We start from the raw sequence: 15,841 nt of genomic DNA on the forward strand, positions 1-15,841 counted from the left end.
ACCGTCGTACGTAGCAGGAAAAGACCCTGGCCGCTTCTATGCATGACCAGATACTCTCTTCTCTAAAAAGAAAGGGGGGTGTGTCCGTTTTTAAAATTGTATGTAACATACAATTTTGTATAGGTCTTTTTTAAAAGATAAGTTGTCATTGCTTGTTCTAAAGTGGGGACCAGGCTCGTATACATATAGTACAAACTTAGATTTTTTAGGAGGAAAGCGTATGCCTAAATCGACTTTCAAATGGCTTGTTTGTGCTACATTAAGTACAGTTTTATTAGCAGGGTGTGGCTTGTTTAGTAAGGAAAAAGGGACAGAGCAAATTGATCCGCCTAAGAAAGTAACATATACGGATGGTGAGAAGAAAGAAACTGCGAAACAAGGGCAAACGAAAAAATTAGATTTATATCTTGTAGATAAAAATGGTTATGTTGTGCCGCAAACGGTACAGTTACCTGCTCCGAAAGATAACGCGGTGATTAAGCAGTCATTACAATATTTAGTGAAAGACGGACCGGTAACAAATGTATTGCCAAATGGATTTCAAGCTGTGCTCCCAGCAGGCACAGAAATGACAGTTGATGTGAAAAAAGACGGGACTGCAGTTGTTGATTTTTCAAAAGAACTAAAAAGCTATAAAAAAGAAGAAGAACGCCGCATTGTAGAAGCAGTTACTTGGACATTAACGCAGTTTAAAGAAGTAAAGAATGTGAAGTTCAGCATGAATGGGCAAGATTTAGCGAAAATGCCTGTTGCTGGTACGCCGATTGGTAATGGGTTAAGCCGAGCAAACGGCATTAACTTTGATGATGAGCAAGTTGCTGATCTTGCAAATACAAAACCAATTACGCTCTATTTCTTGGCGCAAAGTAATAAGCAAACTTATTACGTGCCAGTAACACGCCGCGTTGCAGAAGGGAAGGAAAACGAAGTAGCAACAATTGTAAAAGAACTTGTGAAAGGACCGTCACATAAGTCGGCATTAACATATGATTTTAATCCGGGTGTGAAGTTAATCAATGAACCAAAACTTGAAAAAGGGACATTGACATTGAACTTTAATGAAAATATTTATGCGAATAAAGATAAAAGTAGGATTTCTAACTATGTACTACAGTCGCTTGTATTATCTGTAACAGAAAAACAAGGTGTGGAAAATGTGTCCATTCAAGTGGATGGAAAGGCGAATCTTGTTACAGAAAAAGGCGATAAATTAATAAAACCGGTTGCTCGTCCACAAAACGTGAATACAGGTGGTTTTTAAACAGAAATAATTTGATATACTTAATGTAGGAAGAGAAGGGGAATACATCTAATTCTCCTTCTTTTATTGTGATACATAACATAAATTTTTAATGGGCTATACTAACAAGTAGTAGTTACAAGGGGGTTATTTTTTATGCGAGTAGATGGTAGACAAGCATCAGAGCTGCGCCGTATACATATTCATACGAATTATTTAAAACATCCAGAAGGATCGGTATTAATTGAAGTTGGTGATACAAAGGTTATTTGTACAGCAACAATTGAAGATCGAGTTCCTCCGTTTATGAGAGGTGAAGGAAAAGGGTGGGTTACAGCAGAGTATTCCATGATTCCTCGTGCAACAGAACAGCGTACCATTCGTGAATCAAGTAAGGGGAAAGTAACGGGACGTACAATGGAAATTCAACGTTTAATTGGACGAGCATTGCGTGCTGTTGTTGATTTAGAAGCACTTGGTGAAAAAACAATTTGGATTGACTGTGATGTAATTCAAGCTGACGGCGGAACGCGAACAGCTTCTATTACTGGTGCGTATGTAGCGATGGTATTAGCGTTTGAGAAGCTTGTGGCAGCAGGGAAAGTATCGAAACTTCCAGTGAAAGATTTCTTGGCGGCAACGTCTGTTGGAATCGTTGATGAGCATGGCATTGTATTAGATTTAAATTATGCAGAAGATTCTAAGGCGAATGTTGATATGAATGTCATTATGACAGGAAAAGGACACTTTGTTGAAGTGCAAGGTACAGGAGAAGAAGCGACATTTAGCCGCGGTGAATTGAACGAGTTGCTTGATGTAGCAGAACAAGGGATTTTACAGCTTGTTGAAATGCAAAAAGAAGCATTAGGTGATATTGTAACTCATATGGAATAGAGGTGGAAAGTATGAAGCAAGTTGTCGTAGCGACAAAGAATGCCGGGAAAGTACGTGAATTTGCCGAGCTATTTGAAAAGTTTGATTTAGAAGTAAAATCACTTTATGATTTTCCTCATATTGAAGAAGTAGAGGAAACGGGTGAAACGTTTGAAGAAAACGCGATTTTAAAGGCGGAACATCTGTGTAAACAGCTAGGTGAAATTGTCATTGCAGATGATTCTGGTTTAATTGTAGATGCTTTGCAGGGGAAACCAGGTGTTCACTCTGCTCGTTATGCAGGTGAGGAAAAGAATGATCAAGCTAACATTCAAAAAGTGTTAGACGGATTAAAGGATGTTCCAATGGAGAAGCGTACAGCGCGTTTTTATTGCGCATTAGCTGTTGCATTTCCGCAAGAAGATAAAAAACCATTGATTGTAAATGGAACGTGTGAAGGAAAGATTTTAGAACAGCAGCGCGGGGAAAATGGATTTGGGTATGATCCCATTTTCTATGTAGAAGAATACAAAAGCGCAATGGCAGAATTGTCGTCGGATGAGAAAAATAAAATTAGTCATCGCGGACGCGCGCTTCGTAAATTAGAAGAAAAAATTCCAGTTTGGTTTTTAGGCGAAGAATAAAGTGAAACTTCCATCAGTGGGGGCTTCATCCCCCGTTGATGGAAAGCCCGACCAATCGGGATTTTACGGGCAGTTGTCCCCCGCCCATCTTTTTTGATTCTCTCTGAATATTGAGGTGGGGGTCTTATTGCCCACGAATAGCGGGATAATAAGGGAGCGAAACTGATGAAGGCGTTAATTGTGAGCGACAGTCACGGTTCTGTGAAAGAGCTAAAGCAATTAAAAGAGCAGTACGAGGGAAACGTAGATGTGATGATTCATTGCGGTGATTCGGAATTAACATCGCAGCACGTTGAACTAGAAGGGTTTCATGTAGTGAAAGGAAACTGTGATTTTGCCTTTGACTTTCCAAATGACATCATCACAGAAGTACAACATACACGTTTTCTCGTCACACATGGACATTTATACAATATTAAAATGACACTGCAAACACTTTTATATCGCGCGAAAGAAGCTGAGGTAAATGTCGTTTGCTTCGGTCATTCGCATATATTAGGAGCAGAAATCATAGACGATATTTTGTTTATCAATCCAGGAAGTATTCTTTTGCCGCGTTCGCGAAGAGAAAAAACATTTGCTGTACTCGAAATACAAGAAGGTCAAATAGACATACGTTTCCTTACTTTAGAAGGTGTAACTGTAGCACAAAAAACGTTTCAAATAGGGTGAAAAGAATTTTTTCACTCTATTTGAAAAAAATGTTGACTTTAATTATCATCGATAATATAATGAATATTGTCGATGAGGCATTAGAAAAAATTTCATATCATGCGGGTGTAGTTTAGTGGTAAAACAAGAGCCTTCCAAGCTCTGGTCGAGAGTTCGATTCTCTTCACCCGCTCCATGTCCCAGTAGCTCAGCAGGATAGAGCAACGGCCTTCTAAGCCGTCGGTCGGGAGTTCGAATCTCTCCTGGGACGCTACAGAGAAGTGCATGAGTGCACTTCTTTTTTTTATACCCCTTACATCGTTTAGTTAAATGGTGTAGGGGGTTTTGTCTTGCTCAAAAGAAATAAAGGAATATATAATCTGTAACCTGCTTTAACTTTTGACTATGTTAAAAGTTAGAGCAGGTTATTTGAATAAGGAATAGAATATTTAAATGAGAAGATTTTGTAGTTTGTAAAGAGATAAATAAGTGAAAAAATCTTTAGTTGTAACAACGGTTATGATAATAGGGATTTTTAGAGCATGGTGGTGATTGCTTATAAGGTAATCACTTTTGTTATTATATCTAAATAGTCAAAGGAGGCGGTGGAATAAAAATATGCTAGGTAACTACGGTGGAATGTTAATAGAGCATACGGATTTATTCTTAGTTCATTGTCCTAGATGTAATAGTTGTGCGAGGGTTTTTACTCCAGATAACGCAAAAGGAAAAGATGAGCCTAGATATATAGGTCATGAATCTAAACGGTTATTATGTAGTAAATGTGGATTAACAAAAGACATTCATCCTAAAAGAAGATGGGATAATTTGTGGGCATTTAACCATGAATTATTCAATGAAAAACATGGTGTTGATTGGTACTTTGGTTTACCTTTATATTTGCAAAGGGAATGTTGTGGTCGTAAGCTTTGGTTCTTTAATCTCGAACATCTTCATCGTGTAGAAGATTATGTTCAGAAACGTTTAAGACCATTTAGACCATATTATTTAAGCGTCGAGAGTAGGCTACCAAAATGGATGAAACTTTCAAAGAATAGAAATGAGATTCTTAAGACAATAGAAAAGTTGAAGTATACGATTTAATTTAGATTGTGAGGAGAGACTGGTGTTTTAAATTGATTTTTCTGAAATGAAAAAGACACAAAAGAAACTTCCTTGAAAGCAGAATTTCAAGAAAAATTTAAACTACATAGTGAATAGTCTTTTTTGAATTATTCCAATTGTTGTTGTCAAGATGATACGTTTAGTGATATTTATGCCGAGTTAGTGGAATATGATGATTTTGTAGCAGGGTTAGTATCGAGTTTCTTGGATGGAAGAAAGATTAAGTGGAATTTATTTAAAAAAGTACATTCAAAAACAGAGATAGTTGGCAAGAGCTTTTTGGCTACAGTAGGAGACTAGAGGGCCTTTTGGAAGTGCTTGAAGAAAACAATACTTAATACGTCTTATAGAACTGACAGATTAATATAGAAAAAAGAGGAAAGCGGCCGCAAAGACTGCTTTCCTTTTTCGTGATGTACATTAATTGTTAATAAACTTCTCAAATACAAATCCGAAATCTTTTACATTGTATTGTTTCTTCGTATCAACAAGCCAGTTGAATGCAATCTGATTAATTTCTTTAAACTGTGCTGCAAGATCTAATTCAGCATTTCTTACATTACTTAATGTAGAAGATGCCATTTCCAGGCTTTTATGTGCGTATTGCGTTGCGATGTCATTTTCGTGAGTAATTTCAGCGATTTTTAGAAGTGCTTTATATAAATCTTTTACTTCTTCAATATGTTTTTTATGTATATCAATGGAGTAATGCTCCCCGCCCATAGTAAATTTAAGTTCAATATCTAAATCGACAGTACCAGCCGTTTCGAGCAGGACGTTAGAAATTTTATGAGTGTTGTATTTATAACGGCGAAGTGTACGTTTCTTACTTACGGCACTCGTTCCGTCAACGTGAATAAGAGCTGTATTTGTAAAGCAATATTCGTCTGTTTTTGATTTGATTAAAAAATAAATTTTTTCATTTTCTTCATGCATGACATAATCATCAGCATCTACTTTATCGTAATCAGCAAGGGTAATGACGGTTCCAATATCACTTAAGCCAAGCATATCAGCTGCTACTTTTTTGAACATAGTGAATCATCCTTTCGTTATTAATTTCAGAATAATCGCAATAGTATTATATCATTTATGCAGAAAGAAATGTTAAATATAAGAAGGAAGAAACGAACGGTGAAATGAAACTTTATAGTGTATATTGTCCTCAAACCGATTTATGTTATTATTTCAATCCTAAAGTCTTTCGGAAATCAATTAATTTAAGAGTTAAAGCTCCTAAAAATTATCAAGAAAAGAATATAAATTTTGCAGATGAATATAGGGAAATACCATAAAACTCCCCCAGTGTATGTTAACTGAGGTGGTATTTTTTGAGAAATCTTACAATTCTGTAAGGTATATGTAAGGTAGTTCGATGGTAACTATTTTTAAACATTTTATAATAAAGGTAACAAAGACGAATCGAGGAGGAAAAAATGATGAAAGGATTAGCTGTAGCAGCTTTAACGATTGCTTTTGGAGTTATTGCGTATGATAAACTGACTCACATGATTGAGGTTGTAAAACAGTTAATAGCATAAATACAGACTTAAGGGGACAGAGAATGGAATGGCTATTAGGAATGATTGGAGTTTGTAGTGTAATCTTATTATTCATGTTTCCAAGTGGATTATTAAGCTCAAGTGTAAGTATATTTTTCATCTGTTTAATCATCGGTACAATCATAATTATTATGTTGTTAATGAAGCGTAGTAAGCTTATTGTCTTTTTTAGCATCATCGTGATGACGTTTATTGTTCTTCAAATGATAACCCTCTTTATATACCCTACTATTATAAAAGCTTTCCATTAGACTCTCCGCATCGGCAGCAGAGAGTTTTTTGTTTTATTTATGAAATTTCTGCTTTCATATTTCCCGCTGATATGTTCAATCTTTTGTATAACAGAAATCGGCATTTTCTCAATAAAAACGAACAGATGTCAATTATTGTGTTCCGAACTGTCATTTGTTATATTAACTTTAAAGTGTATTGAAAATCTAAAAAAAGAGGCGAGCGTATGGATAAAAAAGAAAGTACGGTCGTATTGTTTCCGCAATTGTCAGCGCGATTTACCGATGAAGGATTTATTGCATTGCGCGAGCGTCGGTTTGAAGATGCGTTAAAAAACTTCGAAATGTTGCGCCAATACGGTGCGCAGACAGAGCAATCAGAATTAGCTTCAGTTATTTGTTTGCTAGAATTAAAGGAAATGAAAGAAGCAAAAGAGCGATGCGAGAAATTGCTTGAAACAGGTGAGTTCTTATTTCAAGATATTCTCGAAACGTATATTACGATTTTAGTGCAAATAAATGATTATGAAGGTATTATTGAAACGGTTCAGTCTGTTTTGCAAACGAAAGAAATAACAGTAGAGCAAAAGGAAAAGTTAGCACAACTTGCTTTGTTTGCAAAGAGTATGCTAGAGAGTGAAGAAGTAGTAGAGATAGATGACGGTTTATCTTTTGATGAACCTGCGTTTGTGGATGCCTTGCTGACTGGTGACTACGGGGAGCAACTGCGCGCGGTGAATCGTCTTGCGACTAAACATGTCGAGAAGGCGTTGCCGACGTTGCGTACATTTTTATTAGATGAAACGAAACACCCGTATATTAAAACTTCTATCTTATACGCATTGATGGAATTTGGAATGCAAGAAAAGATAGATGTAGAAAAATTTGGTGAGATAATAACAGTTATACCGGCTAATTTGGCTTATAATCAATATGATACAGGAGAAGTGTTACATATATTATCTGAACGATTAGAGCATGATAATCCATCGATGTATGGGGCAATGATTACATATTGGAAAGAAATGCAGACAAGTCTCTTCCCGTTTCCTCTATTAACGGACAAAGACGAGTTATGGGCAGCTGTTTTAGAGAGAGTTGGAAGGAAGCGCTTTGGAATGCCAATCGATGAAGAAAAGCTTCTTCGTGAATATGATATTACACTGGAAGAATACCATATTGCATATCAGTGGTTTTTACGTATTGAGAAAGAAGGGTTTATGCCAGTATAATGAAAAAGAATGTTTCAGTTATTGAAACGAGAGTATTCTATGTTATAATGTAAGGGTTGCAAAAGGCTTAAATCTGCCTTTTTATAAGAGAATAGAAACAAATATTCTCTTACTTATATGTTTCATATTATTCTCGAACAAAATATACCGTATTTGTCTTTTGGGCAAATAGTAGATTGAGAAGTATATGTCCCAAGTTTTTTATAGTGGATAGAAGGCTGAATTTATCAGTTTGCGTTTGTTGTTTCTTTTTGAGAAACGATAAAGGCCTCGATCTCTAAAGGTATGTGCATACATTATTATAGTTGGAGGGAAAGAATAAATGGCTGCAAAATGGGAAAAATTAGAAGGGAACGTTGGCGTTTTAACAATTGAAGTTGATGCGAAAGAAGTAAACAACTCTTTAGACGCTGCGTTCAAAAAAGTAGTAAAAACAATTAATGTACCGGGCTTCCGTAAAGGGAAAATGCCTCGTCCGCTATTCGAACAACGCTTCGGTGTAGAATCTTTATACCAAGATGCTTTAGATATCATCTTACCAAAAGCATACGGAGAAGCAATCGATGAAACGGGTATCTTCCCAGTTGCTCATCCTGAAATCGACATCGAGAAATTCGAAAAAGGTCAAAACTTAATTTTCACTGCAAAAGTTACTGTAAAACCTGAAGTGAAATTAGGCGAATACAAAGGCTTAACAGTAGAGAAAATGGATGCTACTGTAACTGACGAAGATGTAGAGAATGAATTAACATCTTTACAAGAGCGTCAAGCTGAGCTTGTAGTGAAAGAAGAAGGTACTGTAGCAAACGGTGATACAGCTGTAATCGACTTCGAAGGTTTCGTTGATGGCGAAGCATTTGAAGGCGGAAAAGGCGAAAACTACTCTTTAGCAATCGGTTCTGGCACATTCATTCCAGGCTTTGAAGAGCAATTAGTTGGTCTAAAAGCTGGCGAACAAAAAGACGTGGAAGTATCATTCCCAGAAGAATACCATGCAGCTGAACTAGCTGGTAAACCAGCTACATTTAAAGTAACAATTCATGAAATTAAAGTGAAAGAACTTCCTGCTTTAGATGATGAGTTCGCGAAAGATGCAAACGAAGAAGTTGCAACTCTTGATGAGTTAAAAGCAAAAATTCGTGAAAACTTAGAAGTAAGCAAAAAGCAAGAAGCTGAACACAAAGTTCGTGATGAAGTAGTAGAAAAAGCTTCTGCAAATGCAGAAATCGATATTCCAGAAGCTATGATCGAAACTGAGTTAGATCGTATGGTTCGCGAATTCGAACAACGCTTAAGCTACCAAGGCATGAACTTAGAACTTTACTACCAATTCACAGGTACTGATGAAGAGAAATTAAAAGGACAAATGAAAGAAGACGCTGCAAAACGCGTAACAACTAACCTTGTTCTTGAAGCAATCATCAAAGCTGAAAACATTGAAGCAACAGATGAAGAAGTAAATGCAGAAATTGAAAAAATGGCTGAAATGTACAACATGCCAGTAGACGCTGTGAAACAAGCTCTTGGTAACGTTGAAGGTGTAAAAGAAGATCTTCAAGTTCGTAAAGCAGTAGATTTCTTAGTAGATAACAGCAAGACTGCATAATAAAATAACAAGGCGCGACATTGCTCGTGCCTTGTTTTATAAATATAAATATATTTGTAAAACATTTTGTTATGAAGAAGGAAATGATTCTTCAAAAGTCGAATATACATATTTCAAAAGTTTTAAAAATTTTTATTTGTACATAACTAACTATATTATTTGTATTTCTCGCCACGTAGTGACATAATATGTATTTACATACGATACATTTATCGTGTACATACGAAGGCAAGGTTTTAGCACTTTGTAAGGGGTGTGAAAATATGTTTAAATTTAATGATGAGAAAGGACAATTAAAATGTTCTTTCTGTGGTAAAACACAAACGCAAGTTCGAAAACTTGTGGCAGGTCCTGGGGTTTACATTTGTGATGAATGTATAGAGCTTTGCACAGAAATCGTGCAAGAGGAGCTTGCAAAAGATGAAGAAGTAGAATTCAAAGATGTACCGAAGCCGGTAGAAATTCGTGAAATTTTGGATGAATATGTAATCGGACAAGATCAAGCGAAGAAAGCATTAGCGGTAGCGGTATATAACCATTACAAGCGCATTAATTCTAGCAGCAAAATTGATGATGTAGAATTAGCGAAAAGTAATATTTCTTTAATTGGGCCAACAGGTAGCGGTAAAACGTTATTAGCTCAAACATTAGCGCGTATTTTAAATGTTCCATTTGCAATTGCTGATGCAACATCTTTAACGGAAGCTGGATACGTAGGGGAAGATGTAGAAAACATCTTATTAAAACTTATTCAAGCAGCTGATTATGATGTAGAGAAAGCGGAAAAAGGAATCATTTATATTGACGAAATTGATAAAGTGGCTCGTAAGTCAGAAAATCCGTCAATTACGCGTGACGTATCTGGTGAGGGTGTGCAACAGGCACTTCTTAAAATTTTAGAAGGAACTGTAGCGAGCGTTCCGCCTCAAGGTGGTCGTAAGCATCCACATCAAGAGTTTATTCAAATCGATACGACAAACATTTTATTCATTTGTGGCGGTGCATTTGATGGTATTGAACCAATCATTAAACGCCGTCTTGGTGAAAAAGTGATTGGCTTCGGTTCTGAGAAGAAAAATGCTGATGTAACAGAAAAGCATGTTTTATCGCATGTATTGCCAGAAGATTTATTAAAATTTGGATTAATTCCAGAATTTATTGGTCGTCTTCCGGTTATTGCGAACTTAGAGCCACTTGATGAAGATGCTCTTGTTGACATCTTAACAAAGCCGAAAAATGCGCTTGTGAAGCAGTTCCAAAAGTTATTGGAGCTTGATGATGTTGCATTAGAGTTTGAAGAAGAAGCTCTTGTTGAAATTGCCAAAAAAGCAATTGAACGTAAAACAGGTGCACGTGGACTTCGTTCTATTATTGAAGGTCTTATGTTAGATGTGATGTTTGAACTTCCATCTCGTAAGGACATTGAAAAATGTGTAATTTCAAAAGAAACAGTAACAGAAAATGCCGCGCCAAAATTAGTGCTTCAAGATGGTACTGTACTTGAGCAAGATACAAAAACATCTGCATAAATAGTGGGGGCTTTGGCCCCCATTATTTATGCAATGGAATATAAACGATAGAAACAGCAATTATATAATTGCTGTTTCTTCTTATGTTTAGCGTGTTTCCTCCCAGGGGATACTAATGAGTAAAACATAGCGGGAGGAAATGAATATGAGCTGGACAAATATTTTTTTAATCGTTCAACTTGTCTTTGGTGTAATTGTCGGATTATATTTTTGGCACTTACTCCGAAACCAGCGAACGCAAAAAGTTTCAATCGATAGAGAATCAAAGAAAGAGCTAGAGCAGCTTCGGAAAATGCGGGAAATTTCGTTAACAGAACCACTTGCTGAAAAGGTTCGTCCGGCTTCGTTTGCCGATATTGTGGGGCAAGAAGATGGTATTAAATCATTAAAGGCAGCTCTATGCGGACCAAATCCGCAGCATGTCATTATATACGGACCACCAGGGGTCGGGAAAACAGCGGCGGCGCGGCTCGTATTAGAAGAAGCGAAGAAAAATATGAAGTCTCCATTTCGAATGAATGCAACATTTATTGAACTTGATGCCACAACAGCGCGGTTTGATGAACGAGGGATTGCTGATCCGTTAATCGGTTCTGTTCATGACCCGATTTATCAAGGGGCCGGTGCGATGGGACAAGCGGGTATTCCGCAACCGAAAAAAGGAGCGGTCACAGATGCGCATGGAGGTATTTTATTTATTGATGAGATTGGAGAGCTTCATCCAATTCAAATGAATAAGATGTTAAAAGTGCTTGAGGATCGCAAAGTGTTTTTGGAAAGTGCATATTATAGTGAGGAAAATTCTCTCATTCCAACGCATATACACGATATTTTCCAAAAGGGATTACCAGCTGATTTTCGTCTTGTTGGTGCGACAACACGTTCCCCAGAGGAAATTCCTCCAGCGATTCGCTCGCGTTGTTTAGAAGTCTTTTTTCGTGAATTAGATACAGAAGAGATTGAAGAGGTAGCCGAAAATGCTGCTGAAAAGGTAAGTATGGAGATGGGTAAACAAGGCGTAGAAATGATTGGAATGTACGCGCGAAATGGAAGAGAAGCCATTAACCTTGTGCAAATCTCTGCTGGAATGGCAATTAACGAAGGACGATCTTTTATAAGGGATGAAGATATTGAATGGGTGATTCATTCCAGTCAATTGACACCTAAATACGAAAAACGTATATATCCAATTCCAAGAATCGGCCTTGTAAATGGCTTAGCTGTGTATGGACCTAATACAGGGGCACTACTTGAAATAGAAGTAACAGCAATTGCGGCAAAAGAAAATGGGTCTGTTGTAGTAACGGGAATTGTTGAAGAGGAGAGTATCGGTAATCAAGCAAAATCGATTCGCCGTAAAAGTATGGCGAAAGGTTCTGTTGATAATGTTGTCACTGTCCTTCGTTCACTGGATTTATTGCCAGAAGGATATGATATACATATTAACTTTCCAGGCGGTGTTCCTATTGATGGTCCATCTGCCGGCATTGCAATTGCAACAGGTGTATATTCTGCAGTTCATCGCATGTATGTCAATAATGAAGTAGCGATGACCGGAGAGATTAGTATTCACGGGGAAATAAAACCAGTCGGCGGTGTTTATGCAAAAGTAAAAGCAGCGAAAAAGGCCGGGGTAAAGAAAGTGCTCATCCCCGCAGAAAATATGCAGCCCCTTCTTTATACAATTAAAGGTATTGAAATTGTTCCTGTCCGAAAATTAAAAGAAGTATTTGCATTAGCATGTGTACAAGAAAAAATGGAGCGAACAGGCGATACGTTGCTCTCTTTTGAGGAAGATGATGCACAATCGATTTGAAAGAAAGTGTTAGCCGATCAATCGGACTTTTAGCGACAGTTTTCGCTAAGAAGAAAGTTAAATCATTGAGATATATTCTAGGCTTCGCTTAAGTCGTCATATGCTTAAGGGAAGTCCTTTTTCTTGAACAAGAAACAGAGTATTGAGTCTCTGCGATTGCATAAGGCTTTATTGTAATATAAAATAGGGAAACAAAGATATTTATGGAGGTGCTATGTCTAATATGAATGCGAACGAAAGAATCGTGCCCCTCCTACCATTAAGAGGCGTTCTCGTATATCCGACGATGGTTCTGCATCTTGATGTAGGACGTGATAAATCGATCAAAGCGCTTGAGCAGGCGGCTATGGATGAAAATGTGATTTTTTTAGCGATGCAAAAAGACGTGAATATCGATGATCCGAAAGAAGATGATGTTTATAAAGTAGGTACGTTAGCAAAAGTGAAGCAAATGCTCAAATTGCCAAATGGGACAATGCGTATCCTTGTTGAAGGTTTACATAGAGTAGAAATGACAGAGTTCATTGAAGAAGATGATGTAATTACAGCTAACGTCCATACGTTAATTGAAGAAGAAGAAGGCGATTTAGAAGAAAAGGCGCTTATGCGTACATTAACTGAGTATTTTGAGCAATATATTAAGCTGTCCAAGAAAATTTCAGGTGAAACGTTTGCGACAGTTGTTGATGTTGATGAACCAGGTCGATTAGCTGATCTTGTATCATCACATTTGCCGCTCAAAATGAAGCAAAAGCAACAAATTTTAGAAATTACTGTAGTGAAAGAACGATTACATACGCTTATTTCTTTTATTCAAGATGAAAAAGAGTTATTAAACTTAGAAAAGAAAATTGGTCAGCAAGTGAAACGTTCTATGGAGCGTACACAAAAGGAGTACTTCTTACGTGAACAAATGAAAGCTATTCAAAAAGAGCTTGGTGATAAAGAAGGAAAAGGCGGCGAAGTAGAAGAACTTCGCGAAAAGATTGAAGAATCAGGAATGCCAGAAGAAACGAAAAAGGCAGCATTAAAAGAGCTAGATCGTTATGAGAAATTGCCGACAAGTTCAGCGGAGAGCGGTGTCATTCGCAATTATATTGATTGGTTATTATCTCTTCCTTGGATGGAGGCAACAGAAGATCGTATAGATATTGTACGTGCTGAAAATATTTTAAATGAAGAGCATTACGGACTTGAAAAAGTAAAAGAACGTGTGCTTGAATATTTAGCGGTGCAAAAGCTCACCAATTCGTTAAAAGGTCCTATTCTTTGTTTAGTTGGTCCTCCTGGGGTTGGAAAAACATCGTTAGCTCGTTCAATTGCGACATCAGTGAATCGTAATTTTGTTCGTGTATCACTTGGCGGTGTACGTGATGAATCGGAAATTCGTGGTCATCGTCGTACTTATGTCGGTGCGATGCCGGGCCGCATTATTCAGGGGATGAAAAAAGCAAAAACAATCAATCCTGTCTTTTTATTAGATGAGATTGATAAAATGTCCAATGATTTCCGCGGTGATCCTTCAGCGGCATTATTAGAGGTATTAGATCCAGAACAAAATCATAATTTTAGTGATCATTATATTGAAGAGCCGTACGATTTATCAAAAGTGATGTTTATTGCAACTGCTAATACGCTTGCAAGCATTCCAGGTCCGCTTCTTGACCGTATGGAGATCATTTCTATTGCTGGTTATACAGAACTTGAAAAAGTACATATTGCCCGTGAACATTTATTGCCGAAACAATTGAAAGAACATGGATTGAAAAAAGGAAATTTACAAGTGCGCGATGAAGCGCTTCTTGAAATCATTCGTTACTATACGCGTGAAGCGGGAGTTCGTACGTTAGAACGTCAGCTTGCGAAGCTTTGCCGGAAAGCAGCGAAGATTATTGTAACAGAAGAACGTAAGCGCGTCGTTGTAACGGAGAAGAATATTACAGAATTACTTGGAAAACGCATATACCGTTATGGTCAAGCAGAAACGAAAGATCAAGTAGGTATGGCAACAGGTTTAGCGTATACAGCAGCTGGAGGAGATACACTTGCAATTGAGGTATCTGTATCTCCGGGTAAAGGGAAATTGATTTTAACAGGAAAACTTGGGGATGTGATGAAAGAATCTGCACAAGCAGCATTTAGTTATATTCGTTCTCGTGCAGAAGAACTGCATATCGCCCCTGATTTCCACGAAAAACATGATATTCATATTCATGTTCCTGAAGGTGCGGTACCAAAAGACGGGCCATCAGCGGGGATTACAATGGCAACGGCTCTTATTTCAGCATTAACAGGTATTCCTGTTAGTAAAGAAGTGGGAATGACAGGTGAAATTACACTTCGTGGTCGCGTGTTACCGATTGGTGGATTGAAAGAGAAAACATTGAGCGCACATCGTGCAGGTTTAAAGAAAATTATTTTACCGGCAGAAAATGAAAGAGATTTAGAAGATATTCCAGAAAGCGTAAAGGAAAACCTTACGTTTGTGCCAGTCTCTCATTTAGATGAGGTATTAGAGCACGCATTAGTAGGAGTGAAAAAATGAAAGTAACAAAAGCTGAGATTGTTATAAGCGCAGTCAAACCAGAACAATATCCTGAGGGAGATTTACCGGAAATTGCATTAGCGGGTCGTTCAAATGTAGGAAAATCATCCTTTATTAATAAAATTTTAAATCGAAAAAAATTAGTGCGCATTTCTTCTAAACCAGGAAAAACGCAAACATTAAACTTTTTCATCATTAATGATATGATGCATTTTGTGGATGTACCAGGTTATGGTTATGCGAAAGTATCTAAAACAGAACGAGCAGCATGGGGCAAGATGATTGAAACGTATTTCACAAAAAGACAGCAGTTAGATGCAGCTGTTCTTGTGATTGATTTACGTCATAAGCCGACGAACGACGATGTGATGATGTATGATTTCTTAAAACATTATGAAATTCCTACAATCATTATTGCAACAAAAGCTGATAAAATTCCAAAAGGAAAATGGCAAAAGCATTTAAAAGTTGTCAAAGAAACGCTTGATGTAGATCCAGAAGATGAAGTCGTATTATTCTCTTCAGAAACAGGTCTTGGGAAAGAAGAAGCGTGGAAAGCGATTCATAAGTTTACAAAAACAAAAAACGTGTGACATCCGTCACACGTTTTTTGTTTTATTCCGCTATTCGTGGGCAGTAAGACCCCCAACTCAAGGTTCAGAGAGAGTATTGTCCAGTTCCAGTGGCTAGAATCTCCGATCGTTTCTGAGCGAGCCGCTTCCGCTTTTCTAAAGAAGATAAGTGGGGGATAACTGCCCGTAAAAGCCCGATTGGGCGGGCTTTCCATC

14 protein-coding genes and 2 tRNA genes are annotated in these 15,841 nt (G+C 37.4%); 15 read left to right on the forward strand and 1 reads right to left on the reverse strand.

The genetic code is table 11. The features are described from left to right. Positions 1 to 220: 220 nt before the first annotated feature. The 7 genes from WAZ07_RS01835 to WAZ07_RS01865 all read left to right on the forward strand — a co-directional run bounded on the left by WAZ07_RS01835 (position 221) and on the right by WAZ07_RS01865 (position 4,512). On the forward strand, positions 221 to 1,261 hold the full coding sequence (locus WAZ07_RS01835) for a GerMN domain-containing protein (RefSeq protein ID WP_336471091.1): 1,041 nt from the start codon (positions 221 to 223) through the stop codon (positions 1,259 to 1,261). A gap of 135 nt (positions 1,262 to 1,396) precedes the next feature. Beyond that, positions 1,397 to 2,134, forward strand: a complete 738-nt coding sequence (rph, locus tag WAZ07_RS01840; protein ID WP_336471092.1) for a ribonuclease PH — start codon at positions 1,397 to 1,399, stop codon at positions 2,132 to 2,134. An 11-nt stretch (positions 2,135 to 2,145) separates the two neighbouring features. Continuing rightward, the gene (locus WAZ07_RS01845; protein ID WP_336471093.1) at positions 2,146 to 2,757 is read left to right on the forward strand and encodes an XTP/dITP diphosphatase; all 612 of its coding nucleotides are present in this window, start codon (positions 2,146 to 2,148) and stop codon (positions 2,755 to 2,757) included. A gap of 165 nt (positions 2,758 to 2,922) precedes the next feature. Then, positions 2,923 to 3,429 (forward strand): metallophosphoesterase, encoded by a 507-nt coding sequence (locus WAZ07_RS01850; protein WP_336471094.1) that lies wholly within the window; start codon positions 2,923 to 2,925, stop codon positions 3,427 to 3,429. 101 nt (positions 3,430 to 3,530) lie between these two features. Beyond that, positions 3,531 to 3,604 (forward strand) — tRNA-Gly (locus tag WAZ07_RS01855). 1 nt (position 3,605) lies between these two features. Then, positions 3,606 to 3,679 (forward strand) — tRNA-Arg (locus WAZ07_RS01860). Positions 3,680 to 4,026: 347 nt separating this feature from the next. Next, the gene (locus WAZ07_RS01865) at positions 4,027 to 4,512 is read left to right on the forward strand and encodes a hypothetical protein (RefSeq protein ID WP_336471095.1); all 486 of its coding nucleotides are present in this window, start codon (positions 4,027 to 4,029) and stop codon (positions 4,510 to 4,512) included. Between the two features lie 441 nt (positions 4,513 to 4,953). Here WAZ07_RS01865 and WAZ07_RS01870 read toward each other — a convergent pair whose 3' ends face one another. Then, complete coding sequence (locus WAZ07_RS01870; RefSeq protein ID WP_336471096.1) at positions 4,954 to 5,568, reverse strand: PH domain-containing protein; 615 nt, start codon at positions 5,566 to 5,568, stop codon at positions 4,954 to 4,956. 50 nt (positions 5,569 to 5,618) lie between these two features. Between WAZ07_RS01870 and WAZ07_RS01875 the strand changes: the two genes are divergently transcribed. From WAZ07_RS01875 to yihA, 8 genes are all read left to right on the forward strand, one after another. Further along, positions 5,619 to 5,828: a group I intron-associated PD-(D/E)XK endonuclease gene (locus WAZ07_RS01875; RefSeq protein ID WP_336471411.1), complete on the forward strand. Its 210-nt coding sequence runs from the start codon at positions 5,619 to 5,621 to the stop codon at positions 5,826 to 5,828. 269 nt (positions 5,829 to 6,097) lie between these two features. Then, positions 6,098 to 6,346: a hypothetical protein gene (locus tag WAZ07_RS01880; protein WP_090920311.1), complete on the forward strand. Its 249-nt coding sequence runs from the start codon at positions 6,098 to 6,100 to the stop codon at positions 6,344 to 6,346. Between the two features lie 206 nt (positions 6,347 to 6,552). Further along, the gene (locus tag WAZ07_RS01885) at positions 6,553 to 7,557 is read left to right on the forward strand and encodes a hypothetical protein (RefSeq protein WP_336471097.1); all 1,005 of its coding nucleotides are present in this window, start codon (positions 6,553 to 6,555) and stop codon (positions 7,555 to 7,557) included. Between the two features lie 322 nt (positions 7,558 to 7,879). Further along, complete coding sequence (gene tig, locus WAZ07_RS01890; protein ID WP_336471098.1) at positions 7,880 to 9,163, forward strand: trigger factor; 1,284 nt, start codon at positions 7,880 to 7,882, stop codon at positions 9,161 to 9,163. 263 nt (positions 9,164 to 9,426) lie between these two features. Continuing rightward, complete coding sequence (gene clpX / locus WAZ07_RS01895; RefSeq protein WP_090920322.1) at positions 9,427 to 10,692, forward strand: ATP-dependent protease ATP-binding subunit ClpX; 1,266 nt, start codon at positions 9,427 to 9,429, stop codon at positions 10,690 to 10,692. A gap of 145 nt (positions 10,693 to 10,837) precedes the next feature. Continuing rightward, positions 10,838 to 12,508: an ATP-dependent protease LonB gene (gene lonB, locus WAZ07_RS01900; RefSeq protein ID WP_336471099.1), complete on the forward strand. Its 1,671-nt coding sequence runs from the start codon at positions 10,838 to 10,840 to the stop codon at positions 12,506 to 12,508. Positions 12,509 to 12,722: 214 nt separating this feature from the next. Continuing rightward, positions 12,723 to 15,053 (forward strand): endopeptidase La, encoded by a 2,331-nt coding sequence (gene lon / locus WAZ07_RS01905; protein ID WP_336471100.1) that lies wholly within the window; start codon positions 12,723 to 12,725, stop codon positions 15,051 to 15,053. Beyond that, the gene (yihA, locus tag WAZ07_RS01910; protein ID WP_336471101.1) at positions 15,050 to 15,646 is read left to right on the forward strand and encodes a ribosome biogenesis GTP-binding protein YihA/YsxC; all 597 of its coding nucleotides are present in this window, start codon (positions 15,050 to 15,052) and stop codon (positions 15,644 to 15,646) included. Before lon ends, yihA begins: the two co-directional genes overlap by 4 nt. Positions 15,647 to 15,841 lie beyond the last annotated feature (195 nt).

The sequence above is a fragment of the Bacillus bruguierae genome (assembly GCF_037104725.1).
GTDB classification, from domain to species: Bacteria; Bacillota; Bacilli; order Bacillales; family Bacillaceae_G; genus Bacillus_A; species Bacillus_A bruguierae.

What these genes read in the sequence shown, in the direction of transcription:
- lon (WP_336471100.1), top strand. Translation starts at nt 12,723, where the DNA reads ATGTCTAATATGAATGCGAACGAAAGAATCGTGCCCCTCCTACCATTA.
- rph (WP_336471092.1), top strand. Translation starts at nt 1,397, where the DNA reads ATGCGAGTAGATGGTAGACAAGCATCAGAGCTGCGCCGTATACATATT.
- WAZ07_RS01880 (WP_090920311.1), top strand. Translation starts at nt 6,098, where the DNA reads ATGGAATGGCTATTAGGAATGATTGGAGTTTGTAGTGTAATCTTATTA.
- lonB (WP_336471099.1), top strand. Translation starts at nt 10,838, where the DNA reads ATGAGCTGGACAAATATTTTTTTAATCGTTCAACTTGTCTTTGGTGTA.
- WAZ07_RS01870 (WP_336471096.1), bottom strand. Translation starts at nt 5,568, where the DNA reads ATGTTCAAAAAAGTAGCAGCTGATATGCTTGGCTTAAGTGATATTGGA.
- WAZ07_RS01885 (WP_336471097.1), top strand. Translation starts at nt 6,553, where the DNA reads ATGGATAAAAAAGAAAGTACGGTCGTATTGTTTCCGCAATTGTCAGCG.
- WAZ07_RS01850 (WP_336471094.1), top strand. Translation starts at nt 2,923, where the DNA reads ATGAAGGCGTTAATTGTGAGCGACAGTCACGGTTCTGTGAAAGAGCTA.
- WAZ07_RS01835 (WP_336471091.1), top strand. Translation starts at nt 221, where the DNA reads ATGCCTAAATCGACTTTCAAATGGCTTGTTTGTGCTACATTAAGTACA.
- yihA (WP_336471101.1), top strand. Translation starts at nt 15,050, where the DNA reads ATGAAAGTAACAAAAGCTGAGATTGTTATAAGCGCAGTCAAACCAGAA.
- WAZ07_RS01865 (WP_336471095.1), top strand. Translation starts at nt 4,027, where the DNA reads ATGCTAGGTAACTACGGTGGAATGTTAATAGAGCATACGGATTTATTC.
- clpX (WP_090920322.1), top strand. Translation starts at nt 9,427, where the DNA reads ATGTTTAAATTTAATGATGAGAAAGGACAATTAAAATGTTCTTTCTGT.
- WAZ07_RS01845 (WP_336471093.1), top strand. Translation starts at nt 2,146, where the DNA reads ATGAAGCAAGTTGTCGTAGCGACAAAGAATGCCGGGAAAGTACGTGAA.
- tig (WP_336471098.1), top strand. Translation starts at nt 7,880, where the DNA reads ATGGCTGCAAAATGGGAAAAATTAGAAGGGAACGTTGGCGTTTTAACA.